This window comes from Curtobacterium sp. MCBA15_016, assembly GCF_001865105.1.
In the GTDB taxonomy this organism is placed as follows: Bacteria; Actinomycetota; Actinomycetes; order Actinomycetales; family Microbacteriaceae; genus Curtobacterium.
The window spans coordinates 202390-217646 of the sequence record NZ_MJGR01000034.1 but is presented as its reverse complement, the minus strand read 5'-3'; the positions used below and the strand labels follow the sequence as shown (position 1 = coordinate 217646).

13 protein-coding genes and 1 tRNA gene are annotated in these 15257 nt (G+C 73.3%); 11 read left to right on the top strand and 3 right to left on the bottom strand.

The window, feature by feature from the left end; translation table 11 throughout:
* Positions 1-49 precede the first annotated feature (49 nt).
* The 5 genes from BIV03_RS14840 to BIV03_RS14820 all read left to right on the top strand — a co-directional run bounded on the left by BIV03_RS14840 (position 50) and on the right by BIV03_RS14820 (position 7482).
* Positions 50-625: a hypothetical protein gene (locus BIV03_RS14840; protein ID WP_071296236.1), complete on the top strand. Its 576-nt coding sequence runs from the start codon at positions 50-52 to the stop codon at positions 623-625.
* A 299-nt stretch (positions 626-924) separates the two neighbouring features.
* A tRNA-Arg gene (locus tag BIV03_RS14835) sits at positions 925-996 on the top strand.
* 136 nt (positions 997-1132) lie between these two features.
* On the top strand, positions 1133-2194 hold the full coding sequence (locus tag BIV03_RS14830; RefSeq protein ID WP_071296235.1) for a Gfo/Idh/MocA family protein: 1062 nt from the start codon (positions 1133-1135) through the stop codon (positions 2192-2194).
* A 45-nt stretch (positions 2195-2239) separates the two neighbouring features.
* The gene (locus BIV03_RS14825) at positions 2240-6166 is read left to right on the top strand and encodes a Pls/PosA family non-ribosomal peptide synthetase (RefSeq protein WP_071296234.1); all 3927 of its coding nucleotides are present in this window, start codon (positions 2240-2242) and stop codon (positions 6164-6166) included.
* On the top strand, positions 6091-7482 hold the full coding sequence (locus tag BIV03_RS14820; RefSeq protein ID WP_254790916.1) for a M1 family metallopeptidase: 1392 nt from the start codon (positions 6091-6093) through the stop codon (positions 7480-7482). The genes BIV03_RS14825 and BIV03_RS14820 overlap by 76 nt, the downstream gene beginning before the upstream one ends.
* 25 nt (positions 7483-7507) lie before the next feature.
* Here the strand turns inward: BIV03_RS14820 and BIV03_RS14815 are convergent, their stop codons facing one another.
* A complete protein-coding gene (locus BIV03_RS14815) occupies positions 7508-7804 on the bottom strand; it encodes a helix-turn-helix domain-containing protein (protein WP_071296233.1) in 297 nt (98 codons plus the stop codon).
* A 45-nt stretch (positions 7805-7849) separates the two neighbouring features.
* On the opposite strand from BIV03_RS14815, the gene map reads away from it, so the two are divergent.
* Positions 7850-8617, top strand: coding sequence for a type I methionyl aminopeptidase (gene map / locus BIV03_RS14810; protein WP_071296232.1), 768 nt, complete (start codon positions 7850-7852; stop codon positions 8615-8617).
* On the opposite strand, the gene BIV03_RS14805 is transcribed toward map, so the two are convergent.
* Positions 8601-9164 (bottom strand): 4'-phosphopantetheinyl transferase superfamily protein, encoded by a 564-nt coding sequence (locus BIV03_RS14805; RefSeq protein ID WP_071296231.1) that lies wholly within the window; start codon positions 9162-9164, stop codon positions 8601-8603. The two genes, map and BIV03_RS14805, sit on opposite strands and share 17 nt — an antisense overlap.
* 24 nt (positions 9165-9188) lie before the next feature.
* Positions 9189-9392 (bottom strand): hypothetical protein, encoded by a 204-nt coding sequence (locus tag BIV03_RS14800; RefSeq protein ID WP_022905704.1) that lies wholly within the window; start codon positions 9390-9392, stop codon positions 9189-9191.
* Positions 9393-9666: 274 nt separating this feature from the next.
* Here BIV03_RS14800 and BIV03_RS20260 point away from each other — a divergent pair, with 274 nt between their 5' ends.
* From BIV03_RS20260 to BIV03_RS14775, 5 genes are all read left to right on the top strand, one after another.
* Positions 9667-11619: a YgcG family protein gene (locus BIV03_RS20260; protein WP_175475887.1), complete on the top strand. Its 1953-nt coding sequence runs from the start codon at positions 9667-9669 to the stop codon at positions 11617-11619.
* A 56-nt stretch (positions 11620-11675) separates the two neighbouring features.
* Positions 11676-12401 (top strand): PspA/IM30 family protein, encoded by a 726-nt coding sequence (locus BIV03_RS14790; protein ID WP_070416310.1) that lies wholly within the window; start codon positions 11676-11678, stop codon positions 12399-12401.
* A gap of 45 nt (positions 12402-12446) precedes the next feature.
* Positions 12447-13268, top strand: coding sequence for an arginase family protein (locus tag BIV03_RS14785; RefSeq protein WP_071296230.1), 822 nt, complete (start codon positions 12447-12449; stop codon positions 13266-13268).
* Positions 13269-13356: 88 nt separating this feature from the next.
* Entirely contained in the window at positions 13357-14760 is a 1404-nt protein-coding gene (locus BIV03_RS14780; protein WP_071296229.1) for an NAD(P)/FAD-dependent oxidoreductase, read from the top strand.
* A gap of 2 nt (positions 14761-14762) precedes the next feature.
* Positions 14763-15119: a Fe-S oxidoreductase gene (locus BIV03_RS14775; RefSeq protein ID WP_175475885.1), complete on the top strand. Its 357-nt coding sequence runs from the start codon at positions 14763-14765 to the stop codon at positions 15117-15119.
* Positions 15120-15257: the final 138 nt, after the last annotated feature.

The window sequence follows — 15257 nt, the reverse complement described above, 5'->3', positions numbered from 1 at the left end:
TCTACCGGGACGCACAGGTCCTCCCCGGTCGATGCACCATCATGTCGGGATGACCACCCGCAGCCGCGTCCGGGCGATCAGCGTCGCCCTCCTCACCGTGTCCGCGTCCGTCGCCCTGGTGGCGTGCTCCGGCGGCGGCTCGGACGGCGCCACGCCGAGCGCCACGGCGGGTCCGATCGGGAAACGGGTCGCACAGACGTGCGCCGAGCTCCTGCCCGCCGACGCCCTGTCCGTCTACGGGAAGACGTTCACCCTCGACGACGACTTCACGCCGGAGAAGGGGACCCCGGCGGCGCGCATCGCCGAGCAGCGCGGCCGCGTGTGCCACTGGAGCGCGACCGACGACGCCTCGACGACGATCACGGTCGCCGTCGCCGACCTGCCTGAGAAGTCGCTCACGAACCTCAAGGACGCGCTCTACGAACGGGGCGGATCCGTGCCGACCTACCGGGTCGAGGGGTACTTCTCGCTCACCGACGGCGTCGGGCGCGCGGACGCCTTCGCCGACCCGTACTGGATCACCGCGACCTCCACCCTCTTCACCGAGCCCGGCGGCGCGCAGCCGGTCGTCGACGCGGTGCGGAGCGTCGTGCAGCCGAGCGCGTCCGCGACGCCGGCCGGCTGACCCGACACGGGTCGATCTCGCTTGCCATCGCGCGCGTTCTGGGAAAGACCGGCACCGAGCGCGCCCCGCGCCCGCCGTACCCACCAGACGGACGGGAGGCGCAGTGCGGCCCTGCCCCGCGCCTCCTGTCCGTCAGCTAGTCACCCGCGTACCCTGGCGGGAACGGGCATACCTGGTCGATTCTTTCGACCGAGTACGCCCGATCCCGCTTCCCATCGCGCACGTTCTGGGAAGGACCGGGGTCGACACGCGTGGTCTCGGACAGCCGTGCGGACCTGCTACGGTTGGTTCCACCCAGGGCCCCCATAGCTCAGGGGATAGAGCACTGCCCTCCGGAGGCAGGGGCGGAGGTTCGAATCCTCCTGGGGGCACAGTGACATCCCCGCGGAAGCAGGCGACTTCGCTTCGCTCAGGCGGCTGCCCGCGATGTCGGCTTCGCCGACCTTCCCTCCGGGGGCGGTCAGGGCAGGGGCCATCAGGGGTGCACAACGCGGTAGCGTCGGGGGCATGAGCCTCGTGTTCCCGGAACCTGGTGTTGCGCCGCTGCGAGGCGGGCCGAGGCTCGGGTGGGGCGTGATCGGGCCCGGCGAGATCGCGGGCGACTTCACGTCGACGCTCCACGCGAACTCCGACCAGCGCGTCGTCGCCGTCGGCTCCCGCTCCCCCGAACGCGCCGCCGCCTTCGCCCGGCGACACGGGATCCCCGGCGTGCACGGCTCGTACGAGGCCCTCGTCGCGGACCCCGCCGTCGACGTCGTCTACGTCGCCTCACCGCACCCGCAGCACCTCGGCCACGCGCTCCTCGCGATCGCCGCGGGCAAGCACGTCCTCGTCGAGAAGCCGATGACCACGTCCGAGGCGGACACCCGCACCCTCGCCGAGGCCGCCCGACGTGCCGGGGTGTTCACGATGGAGGCGATGTGGACCCGGTACCTCCCGGGGACCACCGTCGTCGCACGACTCCTCGCGGACGGCGCCCTCGGCGACGTCCGGCTCGCGTCCGTCGACGTCGGCTGGCCGCACGACCCCGACCCCGCCGACCGCATGTTCGACCCCGCCGCCGGCGGCGGCGCCCTCCTCGATGCCGGTGTCTACGGGCACTGGTTCGCACGGTTCGCCACCGGCGCCCCGGTGACCAGCAGCACGACGGGAGCGGTCTCCGGACGCGGGGTGGACCTCCAGTCCGTCACCGTGTCGACGTCGGCCGGCGGCGCGCAGGCCGTGGTGACCACGACGATGACGGCGTGGACGCCCGGACTCGCGGTCATCGCGGGGAGCGCGGCCACCGTGCGGTACACCGACCACTTCGTGTTCCCCGCGTCCTTCGCGCTGCACCACGGCGCGGAGGCGGCGCACTGGGAGGACGAGAGCGGCCTCCGTGGCAGACAGGGCCTCGTCTGGCAGACCGCGGCGCTCGCGCAGTACGTCGCCGAGGGGCGCACGGAGTCGCCGCTGCACTCGCTCGACGACTCGATCGGGCTCGCTGCGACGCTCGACGCGGCGCGGTCCGCGCTCGGTCCCCGGGCGGATGCCACCGGTGTTTCCGAACGCGACACGTCCACCCCCTAGGATCACGGGCCGGTCGACCCCGCACGCGACCGGGAAGAGGACTCGATGACCGCAGCCACCGGGAACCCGCAGCACGAACTCGCCCGGGGCGCCGATGCCCCGGCACCACGGACCCTGCTCGACGTCCTCACCGCGACCGCCGCCGAGCACCCCGACGCCACCGCGCTCGAGGACCCGGCCGGCACGATCGACTACGCGACGCTCGTGCGACTGGTGCGCGAGCAGGCCGACGACCTCGCGCGACGCGGGGTCCGACGGGGCGACCGGGTGGGCGTCCGGATCCCGTCCGGCGGGCGCGCCCTGTACGTGTCGATCCTCGCGGTCCTCGCGGCCGGTGCGGCGTACGTCCCGGTGGACGCCGATGACCCCGAGGAACGCGCCACGCTCGTGTTCGGCGAGGCCGGCGTCGTCGGCGTGATCGGAGTGGGCGGCGTCCTGCGTGACCGCGACGGCGCGGAACTCCCGGTGACCGACCCCGCGGCGAGCGCCGAGCTCCCCCGGCAGGACGACGACGCGTGGATCATCTTCACGTCCGGGTCGACCGGTGTGCCCAAGGGCGTCGCCGTGACGCACCGGTCCGCTGCGGCGTTCGTGGACGCCGAGGCGCGGATGTTCCTGCAGGCCGCGCCGATCGGTCCGGGCGACCGGGTGCTGGCGGGTCTGAGCGTGGCGTTCGACGCGTCGTGCGAGGAGATGTGGTTGGCGTGGGGCCACGGTGCGTGTCTGGTGCCGGCGCCGCGGTCGCTCGTGCGCACGGGTGTGGACCTGGGGCCGTGGCTCATCGCGCACGGGATCACGGTGGTGTCGACGGTGCCGACGCTCGCGGCGCTGTGGCCGGACGACGCGCTGGAGCAGGTGCGGTTGGTCATCTTCGGTGGTGAGGCCTGCCCGCCGGAGCTCGCTGCGCGGATCGCGAGCCGCGAGCGTGAGGTGTGGAACACGTACGGTCCGACCGAGGCGACGGTGGTGGCGTGCGGTGCCCTGCTCGACGGGAGCACGCCGATCCGGATCGGGTTGCCGTTGGACGGCTGGGACCTCGCGGTCGTGGACGCGGCGGGTGCCCGGGTGGAGCCCGGGGGCGTCGGGGAGCTCGTCATCGGCGGCGTCGGGCTCGGGCGGTACCTGGACCCGGCGAAGGACGCCGAGAAGTACGCGCCGTTCCCGGAGCTCGGGTGGGAGCGGGCGTACAGGAGCGGTGACCTGGTGCGGTACGACCCCGAGGGACTCGTGTTCCAGGGTCGTGCGGACGACCAGGTGAAGCTCGGCGGTCGTCGCATCGAGCTCGGGGAGATCGACGCGGCGCTGCAGGGGCTGCCGGACGTGGCCGGGGGTGCTGCCGTGGTGCAGCGGACGCCGGCGGGCAACCAGGTGCTGGTCGGGTACGTCGCGCCGGTCGCGGGTGCGACGGTGGACGTGGCGGCGGCGAACGCTCGGCTGCGCGAGGAGCTCCCGGCGGCGCTCGTGCCGCTGCTCGCGGTGGTGGACTCGCTGCCGACGCGGACCTCGGGCAAGGTCGACCGTGCCGCGCTCCCGTGGCCGTTGCCGGGGTCGTCGGACACGGCGATGCTCCCGGACACGGTGGCGTGGATCGCCGAGCGGTGGTCCGCGATCCTCGGGGTGCCGGTGGCGAGCGTCGACGACGACTTCTTCGCGCACGGCGGCGGGTCGCTGACGGCGGCGCAGCTCGTGTCGGCGATCCGTGATCGCTTCCCGACGACGACGGTGGCCGACGTGTACGACCACCCGCGGATCGGGGCGCTGGCGGACGCGCTCGACGACTCCGGCCCGGTGACGTCGTTGCCACGCGACGTCCGGCCGGTCCCGCCGGCGACGGGTGTGGTGATGACGGTGCTCGGGCTGCCGCTGCAGGTGCTCCGTGGTCTGCGGGTGCTGACGTGGACGGCGCTCGTGGCGGCGGTGCTGCACGCGACGACGCTGCCGTCCGTCCCGGTGCTGCCCTGGCCGGCGCTCGTCGTGGCGCTCGTCCTGTTCGTCACCCCGGCGGGGAAGATGGCCGTGACGGTCGTCCTCGTCCGGGCCCTGCTCGTCGGGGTGCGTCCGGGTGACCACCCCCGTGGCGGGTCGGTGCACGTGCGGGTCTGGCTCGCGGAGCGGATCGCCGAGGCGGTGGACGGCCCCTCGACGGCCGGTGCGCCGTGGATCAGCTACTACGCCAGGGCCCTGGGCGCGACGATCGGCAAGGACGTGGACCTGCACGCGCTGCCGCCGGTGACCGGGATGCTGACGGTCGGCAAGCGGGCGTCGATCGAGCCCGAGGTCGACCTCGCCGGACACTGGGTGGACGGCGACGTGTTCCGGCTCGGCCGGGTCCGGATCGACGCGGACGCCGTGGTGCACAGCCGGACGACGCTGCTGCCGGGTGCGCACGTGGGCGTCGGTGCCGAGGTGGAGGCCGGTTCCGCGGTCGCCGACCGGGTCCCCGACGGGGAGCGGTGGGCGGGGTCGCCGGCGGAACGCGTCGGGTCGGCTCGGCACGACCGGGAGGCGCGGCCCCCGTCCCGACGCCGGTGGCTGTTGGCGTACGGGGCCGGGTCCCTGGCCGTGGCCGGGTTGCCGGTGATCGGTGTCGCCGCGGGTGTGGCGCTGGTGTGGCTCCTCGTCGGACCGGTCGCGTCCCTCCAGCGGGCCGTGCTGCTCGCGCTGGCGTGGGTACCGGTGGGGACGGTCGTCGCGGGGCTCGTGTACGCGGCACTCGTCGTGGCAGCGGTGCGGTTGCTCGGGATCGGTCTGCACGAGGGTCGGCACCCGGTGCGCTCCCGGATCGGCTGGCAGGTGTGGACGACCGAGCGGATCCTCGACGGCGCACGGACGCTGCTGTTCCCGGTGTACGCGTCGCTCGTGACCCCGCTCTGGCTCCGACTGCTCGGGGCGCGGGTGGGACGGAACACCGAGATCTCGACGGTCCTGCTCATCCCGGCGCTCACGCAGATCGCCTCGGGGGCGTTCCTCGCCGACGACACGATGGTGGCGACGTACGAGCTCGGCGGCGGTCGGGTGCGGATCGGTCGGTCGAAGGTGGGGCGGCGGGCGTTCCTCGGCAACAGCGGGATGACCGGCGCCGGACGTTCGGTGCCGCGCGAGGCCCTGGTCGCGGTGCTGTCCGCCGTCCCGAAGAAGGCGAAGCGCGGATCGTCGTGGCTCGGCTCTCCCCCGGTGCGGCTCCGTCGCGCCACGGCGGAGTTCGACGAGGAGCGCACGTTCCGGCCGCCGCGGTCCCTCAAGGTCGCTCGAGGCTGCTGGGAACTCCTGCGCCTGGTCGCCCCGATGGTGTCCGCGGGGATCGCGCTCGGGGTCGTCGGCACGCTGCTCGCGCTCTGGACGGCAGTCGGCATCGGGTGGACGGTGCTGCTCGCCGGGCCGGTGCTCATCGTCGCCGGTGCCGTCGCGGCCGTGGTGTCGACGATCGCGAAGTGGTCCTTCGTCGGCCGGATCGCCGCCCGCGAGCACCCGCTCTGGTCGTCGTTCGTGTGGCGGAACGAGGTGCAGGACACGTTCGTCGAGACCGTGGCGCGGCCGTGGTTCGCCGAGCAGGCGACGGGGACGCCGGCCCTCGCGGCGTGGCTCCGCAGTCTCGGGGCGACGATCGGCCGCGGCACCTGGCTCGAGACGTACTGGCTCCCGGAGGCCGACCTCGTGACGATCGGGTCCGGAGCCGCCGTGGCCCGCGGCACGGTCGTGCAGACGCACCTGTTCCACGACCGGGTGATGCAGCTCGACGAGGTCCGCCTCGACCCGGGTGCGACGCTCGGGCCGCACAGCGTGGTGCTGCCGGCGGCGGGCATCGGACCGGGCGCCACCGTCGGGCCGGCGTCCCTCGTGATGCGCGGCGAGCAGGTGCCCGGCGGGACGCACTGGTCCGGCAACCCGATCGCTCCGTGGACATCGGCGCCGCCGGTGCCGGCGCGGTCGTCCGTCGAGCACGTCGCCGTGGCAGACTCGACGGCACCGTGAAGCCCGCCTCGACGAACCCAGACGCCGACCCGTACACCCCGCACAGCGGCGACCGACGCTGGAGCGCCCACCACTACGAGCTCCGTCTGGAGTACCGCGTCGCGACGAACCGCCTCGAGGGCAGCGCGACGATCACCGGCCGGGCGCACGAGGACCTCGACCGTGTCGTCCTCGACCTGCACGGCATGACGGTCGACCGGGTGGACGTCGACGGCAAGCGGGCGAAGAAGCACACGGCCGCGACGCACAAGCTCACCGTGACCCCGGCCGAGCCGGTCGCCGCCGGCACGGACTTCACCGTCCACGTGCGGTACCGCGGCACACCGCACCCGCTCCGCAGCCCGTGGGGCCAGATCGGCTGGGAAGAGCTCACCGACGGCGTCATCGTCGCCGCGCAGCCCACCGGCGCCCCGTCGTGGTTCCCGTGCAACGACCGACCGGACGACAAGGCCACCTACCGGTTCGAGATCACCGCCGAGGCCGCCTACGACGTCGTCGCGAACGGCGAGCTGCTCGGCAAGGAGCGCGCCCGCGCCGGCACGACGTGGACGTACGCCACGACCGAGCCGATGGCGACCTACCTCGCGACGGTGCAGATCGGGCGCTACCGCACGACGAGGCTCCGCGGCTCGGACACCCCCGTCACGCTGCACCACCCCGCCGACCTCGGTACGGCCGCGAAGACGGACTTCGGACGGGTGCCGGACATGCTCGACCTGTACGCGGACCGGTTCGGGCCGTACCCGTTCGCGTCGTACGGCGTCGTGGTGACCGACGACGAGCTCGAGATCCCGCTCGAGGCACACGGCCTGGCGGTCTTCGGGCGGAACCACGTCGACGGCGAGCACGGCACCGACCGGCTCATCGCACACGAGCTCGCGCACCAGTGGTTCGGCAACTCCGTGACGGTCACCAGGTGGAAGGACATCTGGTTGCACGAGGGCTTCGCCTGCTACGCCGAGTGGCTCTGGTCGGAGCACCGCGGCGGCGACTCGGCGGACACCCTCGCGGCGACGTACCGCAACGGGCTCCTGGAGCAGCCCGAGGACCTCGTCGTGGCCGACCCGGGTCCGAAGGACATGTTCGACGACCGGGTCTACAAGCGCGGCGCTCTGGCCCTGCACGCCGTCCGCCGGTCGGTCGGCGACGACGCGTTCTTCGCCGGGCTCCGGACGATCACCGAGCGACACCGGTACGGGTCGGTCGCACCGGAGGACGTGCACGCCGCGTTCGCCGACGCAGCCGGGACCGACGTCGACGCCGTCCGGGCCGTGACGACTCCCTGGCTCGACGAGCCCACCGTCCCCGCGCTCTAGGGAACCGTCGGCGGCGTCGCGCGCGTCAGCTCGCGGTCTCGACCAGGTCCGGAGCGCCGCCGACGTCGGGCGTCTCCGGGGTACCGTTCACCTCGGCCCACACCGCGTCGAGGGACAGCCCGACGACCCCGGCGACGGACGCGATCGTCGAGAACGCCGGCGTCGCGATGCGCCCGGTCTCGATCTTCCGCAGCGTCTCCGGCGAGATCCCGGCCCGCAGCGCCGTGTCGAGCATCGAGCGCTCCCCGCGGGCACGACGGAGCAGCGCTCCGAGCCGCCGACCACGGGCGACCTCGGCGGGGCTGAGCGGGAGACGGACCATGTGCCTACACTAATACCGGTCTTCCAGTACCGGTATGATCATCCCATGATCGAGATCCTCACCCCGGCCGAGGTCGACCGGGCCCGCGCCACCGGAGCCCTCGTCGGCACGATCCTGCAGACCCTGCGCGACCGCACCCGCGTCGGCACGAACCTGCTCGAGATCGACCGGTGGACGAAGGCGATGATCGAGGACGCCGGCGCCGAGTCCTGCTACGTCGACTACGCCCCGTCGTTCGGACGCGGGCCGTTCGGCCACCACGTGTGCACCGCCGTCAACGACGCCGTCCTGCACGGACTCCCCCACGACCGGACCCTGCAGGACGGCGACCTGCTGACGCTCGACCTGGCCGTCTCGCTCGACGGCATCGCCGCCGACGCCGCCGTCAGCTTCGTGGTCGGCACACCGGACCCTGCCGACCTGGCCCTCATCGACGCCACCGAGCGCGCTCTCGCCGCAGCGATCGAGACCGCCGGCCCCGGGGTCCGCACGGGCGACCTGTCGCACGCCATCGGCACGGTGCTCGAGGGCGCCGGCTACCCCGTCAACGTCGAGTTCGGCGGCCACGGCATCGGCTCGACGATGCACCAGGACCCGCACGTGTCGAACACCGGGCGCCCCGGACGCGGCTACACCCTCCGCCCCGGGCTGCTCCTCGCGCTCGAGCCGTGGGTGATGGCGGACACCGACGTGCTCGTCACCGACCCGGACGGCTGGACGCTCCGCAGCGCCACGGGAGCACGCACCGCGCACACCGAGCACACGGTGGCGATCACCGAGGATGGCGTCGAGGTCCTCACGCTCCCACGCTGACCGGAGCCCCTCCCGCCGCGACCGCGAGCACCACGTCGACCGCGGGGAACAGCACCGTGACCGGCTGCACCACCCCGTCGAGGACCGCCGTGCCCCGGCCCAGGTCGACGTCGACGCGGGTCGGGTCCACCCGGAGTCCTCGGCCGTCACGTTTGAGGACGGCTTCCTTCACCGCCCAGCAGGCCGCCCGGGCAGTGTCGTCCACGGACCGGGCGAGCTCACCGGGCGTGAAGGCGTCGAGCGGGGCTGCCGCGACCCGCGACACGCGCTCGAGGTCGACGCCGATCCCGGGTGGTCCGACGGCCAGTGCGACGAGGTCGGTGGTCCGTGCGAGGCTCACGCCGACGGCGGAGCCGTCGACCTCGGCCCAGGGGCGGCCGTGGTCCGTCGCGGCGCAGTGCGGGCAGACGCGCCCCGCGCGCACGGCGGAGACGTCGACACCCGCCGCCGACGCGACGGCGGTGATCAGCGCCTCCCGGTCCGCGTCGGGACTGCCGCCGGACCGCCGGATCGTCACCACGACGGTCTGGAGGCGCGGGAGACTCACGCAGGCGAGCCTACGTCGGGTGGTTCAGGCGTGGGTGAGCGCGATGAGCGCGACGTTCATCGTGCTGTAGAGCCCTTCGGACCGGGTCGCCTGGCGCACCCGTCCGCGGAGGACCTCGTAGCGACCGTCGTGCTCGCGCACGAAGCCGATGACACCGCTCGCCGGCGTCGACACACGGTGGTAGCCGTCCTCGAGTGGGACGACCTCGGTGCTGGTTGTTCGCTCCATTGCAGTTCCCCTGTCTCGTTCGTCGTCGAACGCTCCCCGAGCATACCCCGGTCCGGGGTACAACACCTGCACAGGCCCGGGGTTCCACGAGGGTTCGCCCGGAGTCTGTCCGAGCGCTGCGCGGCGTGGATAGACTCCGGGCAACAGCGCTCCGGGGCGCGGTTCCGGGGGTACTCGGACCGTGACCACGGCGACGGACGGAGGACGGATGCGAGCGGTCCAGGGCGGATCGGCCACGGGCAGGACGAGGACCGACAGGGGGACGCCGGGGCTGGTGGGACGCATCGCTGCGGCACTCCTGGCCGTGTTCCTCGTGCTGGCGCCGGCGGCGACGGCGCGAGCGACCGCGCCGGTCGACCTCGGTGGCGCGTACGTCCTCGACGAAGCCGACGTGCTCAGCTCCTCGCAGCAGTCCCGGATCGAGAACGCCGTGCAACAGCTCTACACGGACACGAAGACCCAGCTCTACGTCGTCTTCGTCCCGACGTTCACGAACCCGTCGGACCACACCGAGTGGGGCGCCGCGACGATGTCGGCGAACCAGATCGACTCCGACGGCATCCTGCTGTCGGTCGCCGTCGACGACCGGAACTACGACGTCCAGCAGACGAACGAGACGAGCATCTCGAAGTCCGACGTCAAGACCGCTGTGGACGACGACCTGCTGCCGGCCCTCAAGCAGAGCGACTGGTCCGGTGCCGCGCTGGCCTTCGCGAACGGCCTCGCCGACACCCAGGCGCCGCCGGACCTCACCTGGCTGTGGATCCTCCTCGCCGTCGTGGTCGTCGCGGTCGTCGTCGTGGTGCTCGTCATCCGGACGCGGAACAAGCGCCGGACGGCCGCCGCGACGAAGGCGCAGGAAGCGTCCCTCGCCGACCTCGAGCGGACCGCCGGTGGCGCCCTCGTGACGATCGACGACGAGCTGCGCACCGCCGAGCAAGAGGTCGGGTTCGCCACCGCGCAGTTCGGGGCCGACGCCGCGAAGCCCTTCGCCGAGGCGGTCGCCGCGGCGCAGCAGGCCGTGCGCAAGGCCTTCACGTTCCAGCAGCAGCTCGACGACGAGATCCCGGACTCCCCGCAGCAGCGCGCCGACTGGGCGAACCAGATCATCGCCATCTGCGAGCAGGCGCACGCCTCGATCGAGGAGCAGACGGAGTCGTTCGACAAGCTCCGCTCGCTCGAGGACGGCGTCGAGGAAGCCGCTGCCGCGCTCGCGCAGGCCGTCGCCGCCGCCCCGGCATCGGTCCAGCAGGCGAGCGCCTCGTTGGACCGGGTCCGCTCGGCGTACACCGGCCGGACCCTCGCGACCGTGTCGGACAGCGTCGACCAGGCCGAGCAGGTCCTCGCCTACGCGACCGAACGGTCCCAGGCGGCCACCGCAGCGATCGCCGCGGGCGACAAGGGCGAGGCGGTCGTCGCCGTGCGCGACGCCCAGCACGCCCTCGCGCAGGTGCAGCAGCTCACGTCGAGCGCGAGCGCTGCCGAGGCGAGCTTCGCCGAGGCCACCGCACGCGCCGAGGCGATGCGCGTCGACATCGAGGGCGACGTCGCCGCGGCGCGCACCCTCACCGTCGGCGGGCCGGAACTCGCCGCCGCGGTCACCCGTGCCGAGACCGTGCTGCGGCAGGGCTTCGACCCGAAGGACCCGATCACCGCGGTCGACGCCCTCACCAAGGCGAACACCGAGATCGACCAGGCCATCGCCGCGGCCCGTGGCGCCGAGGAACAGCAGCGTCGGGCGTCCCGTGCGCTCGACGACGCGCTCCGCGACGCCCGGAACCGGATCAGCCAGGCGCGGGAGTTCATCTCCCTGCACCGTGGCGGGGTCGGACCGACGGCGCGGACGCGGCTGTCCGAGGCGCAACGAGCACTCGACGACGCCGTCCAGCTCGCCACGACGGACCCGGGGCAGGCGCTCCAGGCAGCGCGTGCGGCCGAGCAGTACGCGGCGGCCGCGATGGACGCCGCGAACGACGACATGGGCGGCTGGGGCGGTGGCGGCGGCTTCGGCGGCGGTGGCGGCAACGGCGCGCAGCTCGGCGGCCTCGTCACCGGCATCGTGCTCGGTGGCCTGCTCGGCGGTCGCGGCGGCAGCTACGGCGGCGGCTCCTTCGGGGGTGGCGGCTTCGGCGGAGGCGGCGGCTTCGGGGGCGGCGGCGGCTTCGGCGGGGGCGGCGGGGGCGGCGGAGGCGGCGGGGGCGGTTTCTCCGGCGGCGGCCGCTTCTAGACCAGGCACCACAGACCAACAGCACCACACCAGTCCTTCCACGAAAGGGAACAGCAATGGCAAAGCAGACGATCTTCGGGCGGATCTCGACCCTCGTCCGGGCGAACATCAACCAGCTCATCGACGACGCCGAGGATCCCCAGAAGATGCTCGACCAGCTCGTGCGGGACTACACGAACAACATCGCGGACGCCAAGACGGCGATCGCGCAGACGATCGGCAACGTCCGACTGCTCGAGCAGGACCACGAAGAGGACAAGCGGGCAGCGGTGGAGTGGGGCCAGAAGGCCGCCAACGCCTCCTCCGCTGCAGACAAGTACCGCACCGAGGGCAAGACGGCCGAGGCGGACAAGTTCGACAACCTCGCCAAGATCGCGATCGGCAAGCAGATCGCGGCCGAGCAGGAGGTCAAGGACGCCGAGCCGAACCTCGCCTCGCAGAACGAGGCGGTGGAGAAGCTCAAGTCGGGCCTCGCCGGCATGGAGCAGAAGCTCGAGGAGCTCCGCTCGAAGCGCGACAACCTCGTCGCCCGGTCGAAGACGGCCGAGGCGCAGTCCAAGGTCAACGACGCGCTCGGCAACATCGACGTGCTCGACCCGACGAGCGACCTCGGCCGCTTCGAGGAGAAGGTGCGCCGCGAAGAGGCGAAGGTCCTCGGCCAGCAGGAGCTGCAGTCGTCGAGCCTCGACTCGCAGTTCGAGAGCCTCGAGGACGTGGGCAAGGACGCCGAGGTCGAGGCACGGCTCGCCGCCCTGAAGTCCGGCGGTTCGTCGAGCATCTGACGCGCTCCTCGGACGACGCCGGACCCCGCCTGACAGACTGGCACGATGCAGTTCCTCGTGGTCGGTCAGTGGCAGGGTTCGGCGTCGTCCCGTGCGATGCGCCTCGGGGACGGAGCCGCGGCGATCGCGGCCGACCTCCCGCGCGCGTCGACCACCGTGGTCGACGTCCCGGCGGGCGCCGGCGATCGTCTCGAGACGGCCGTCGCCCGGTACACCTCGGTGCTGTCGGTGGCCGAACGCGTCGCCGAGGAGACCACGGTGTCGAGCGAGCCGGTCCTCGTCGTCGGCGGTGACGGTGCGAGCGTGCTCGGTGCCACGGTCGGGCTCGGACCGGACACCGCCTTCGTGCGGATCGCGGGGTCGAGCGGCTTCCGGGCTCTCAACCGCGCCCAGCCCGTCGCCGCCGAGACCGCCGTGCTCCGCATCCTCGTGGACCGCCCCGACGACCTGTTCCCGGCCCTTCCGACCCTGGCGGCGTCGTCCGTCGTCGTCGCCGGCGTGCGTGGGGTCGAGGACGCCGAGGCAGGTGCCCTCGACCGTGCCGGCATCGTCCACCTCGACGTCGACGCCGCCACCCCGGACGCGATCGCGGCAGCGGTGGACGCCACCGGTGCCCAGGCGGTGTTCGTGCACGTCGACCTGGACGTCCTCGACCCGTCAGAGGTCGACGGGCTGCTCGAGCCCGTCCCGTTCGGGTTGGACGGCGCCGGACTCGTCGAACGCATCCAGGCCGCCACGCGCGGACGACGGCTGGCGGGGGCGGCCCTCACCGGGTTCGCGCCGGTCGACCCGGACCGCGCGGTCGACGACCTCGGCGTCATCCTGCGTGCGGTCGGCGCACTGACGAGCGCGTCCCGCACCGTCTGATGGTCCCCGCGCTCCCCCGCGGACCCGTTCTCCACGGGTACGCACCGCGCCCGGCATGACCCATGCCGATCCGCGTACGCTCGGCGACATGACGGACTACGACCTCATCGTGATCGGCGCCGGCGCAGTCGGCGAGAACGTGGCGGACTACGCCAAGAAGCGCGGCCTGTCGGTCGCCATCGTGGAGGCCGAGCTCGTCGGCGGCGAGTGCTCCTACTGGGCGTGCATGCCGTCCAAGGCCCTGCTGCGCAGCGGGCACGCGCTCGCAGCGGCGAAGCGACTCGACGGTGCGAAGCAGGCGGTCACGGGCGACCTCGACGCGGCGCACGTGCTCGCCCGACGGAACTCCTTCACCTCGGACTGGAAGGACGACGGCCAGGTCTCGTGGCTCGAGTCCGCCGACATCGACCTCATCCGCGGCCACGCCCGGATCACCGGCGAGAAGACGATCGAGGTCGACGGCACGACGTACACGGCAGCCGCGGCGATCGCGGTCGTCACGGGCTCGCTGCACACCCTCCCCGACGTCCCGGGGCTGGCCGACGCGACGCCGTGGGGCACGCGTGAGGCCACCAGCGCGCAGACCGTGCCCGAGAGCCTGCTCGTCATCGGCGGCGGTGTCTCCGGCTCGGAGCTCGCGACCGCGTGGGCGTCCCTCGGGGCGAAGGTCACGCTCGTCGCACGGCACGGCCTGCTCGGCGGCATGGAGCCGTTCGCGGGAGAGCTCGTCGCCGACTCCCTCCGCGAACTGGGCGTCGACGTCCGCACCGGCGTGAACCCCACCCGCGTCGACCGCGACGAGCACGGCCTCGTCACGACGACGCTCGACGACGGCTCGACGGTCATCACGAGCGAGGTCCTCGCCGCGACCGGACGCGCCGCGACCACGAAGGACCTCGGCCTCGAGTCCGTCGGGCTGACCGCGGGCGACTGGCTGCAGGTCGACGACACGATGCTCGTACAGGGCACCGACTGGCTCTACGCCGTCGGCGACGTCAACCACCGCGTGCTCCTCACCCACCAGGGCAAGTACCAGGCGCGTGCCGCGGGCGAAGCGATCGCCGCCCGGCACCAGGGCACGCCGCTGCACACCGAACCGTGGGGTGCGCACGTCGCCACCGCCGACCACGCTGCGGTCCCGCAGGTCACCTTCACCGATCCCGAGGTCGCAAGCGTCGGCCTGACCGAGGCCAAGGCCCGCGAGCAGGGGCTGAACGTCCGGGCGGTCGAGTACGAGCTCGGCAACGTCGCCGGCGCCTCGCTGCAGGCGGACGGCTACACCGGGCGGGCGAAGATGGTCGTCGACGAGGACCGCGGGGTCGTCGTCGGCGTGACCTTCGTCGGCCAGGACGTCGCCGAGATGCTGCACGCCGCGACGATCGCCGTCGTGGGCGAGGTCCCGGTCGACCGCCTCTGGCACGCCGTCCCCGCCTACCCGACGATGAACGAGATCTGGCTGCGACTGCTCGAGACCTACGGCCGCCCGGAGTAGCGGTGCGGAACCCCCTGCTCGACTCCCCCGTGTCCCGGGCGGGGTGGGCGTTCGCGACCGCGGTCGGCATCGCCGTCGGCGTCCCGCTCTCCACCGGGAAGGTGCGGGTCGTCGACGGGCTGATCGTGTGCACCGGGCTGCCGCGGTGGGTGTTCCGCCGCGGTGGCACGTGCGTGGGGTCGGTCTACCTCACGCGGGACAACGACGGCGACCGGGTGCTCCGGCACGAGCGGGTGCACGTCGACCAGTGGCGGCGGTACGGGATGCTCATGCCGATCGTGTACGCGTTGGCCGGGCAGGATCCGCTGCGGAACCGGTTCGAGATCGAGGCCGGCCTCGAGGACGGCAACTACCGCTGACGCGCGGCGCCCGCCCGCCCGCGCGCCCGCCCCGAGGTCGCACGACACGCCGCGCGCGTGGCGTCGAGGTCGCACGAAGTGCCGCGCGCCGGGCGCGCGAGCGGCAGTTCTCGCGACCTCGCGGGGGTGGAGCTGGCC

What these genes read in the sequence shown, in the direction of transcription:
- BIV03_RS14785 (WP_071296230.1), top strand. Translation starts at nt 12,447, where the DNA reads ATGCAGTTCCTCGTGGTCGGTCAGTGGCAGGGTTCGGCGTCGTCCCGT.
- BIV03_RS14825 (WP_071296234.1), top strand. Translation starts at nt 2,240, where the DNA reads ATGACCGCAGCCACCGGGAACCCGCAGCACGAACTCGCCCGGGGCGCC.
- BIV03_RS14790 (WP_070416310.1), top strand. Translation starts at nt 11,676, where the DNA reads ATGGCAAAGCAGACGATCTTCGGGCGGATCTCGACCCTCGTCCGGGCG.
- map (WP_071296232.1), top strand. Translation starts at nt 7,850, where the DNA reads ATGATCGAGATCCTCACCCCGGCCGAGGTCGACCGGGCCCGCGCCACC.
- BIV03_RS14840 (WP_071296236.1), top strand. Translation starts at nt 50, where the DNA reads ATGACCACCCGCAGCCGCGTCCGGGCGATCAGCGTCGCCCTCCTCACC.
- BIV03_RS14800 (WP_022905704.1), bottom strand. Translation starts at nt 9,392, where the DNA reads ATGGAGCGAACAACCAGCACCGAGGTCGTCCCACTCGAGGACGGCTAC.
- BIV03_RS14780 (WP_071296229.1), top strand. Translation starts at nt 13,357, where the DNA reads ATGACGGACTACGACCTCATCGTGATCGGCGCCGGCGCAGTCGGCGAG.
- BIV03_RS14830 (WP_071296235.1), top strand. Translation starts at nt 1,133, where the DNA reads ATGAGCCTCGTGTTCCCGGAACCTGGTGTTGCGCCGCTGCGAGGCGGG.
- BIV03_RS14815 (WP_071296233.1), bottom strand. Translation starts at nt 7,804, where the DNA reads ATGGTCCGTCTCCCGCTCAGCCCCGCCGAGGTCGCCCGTGGTCGGCGG.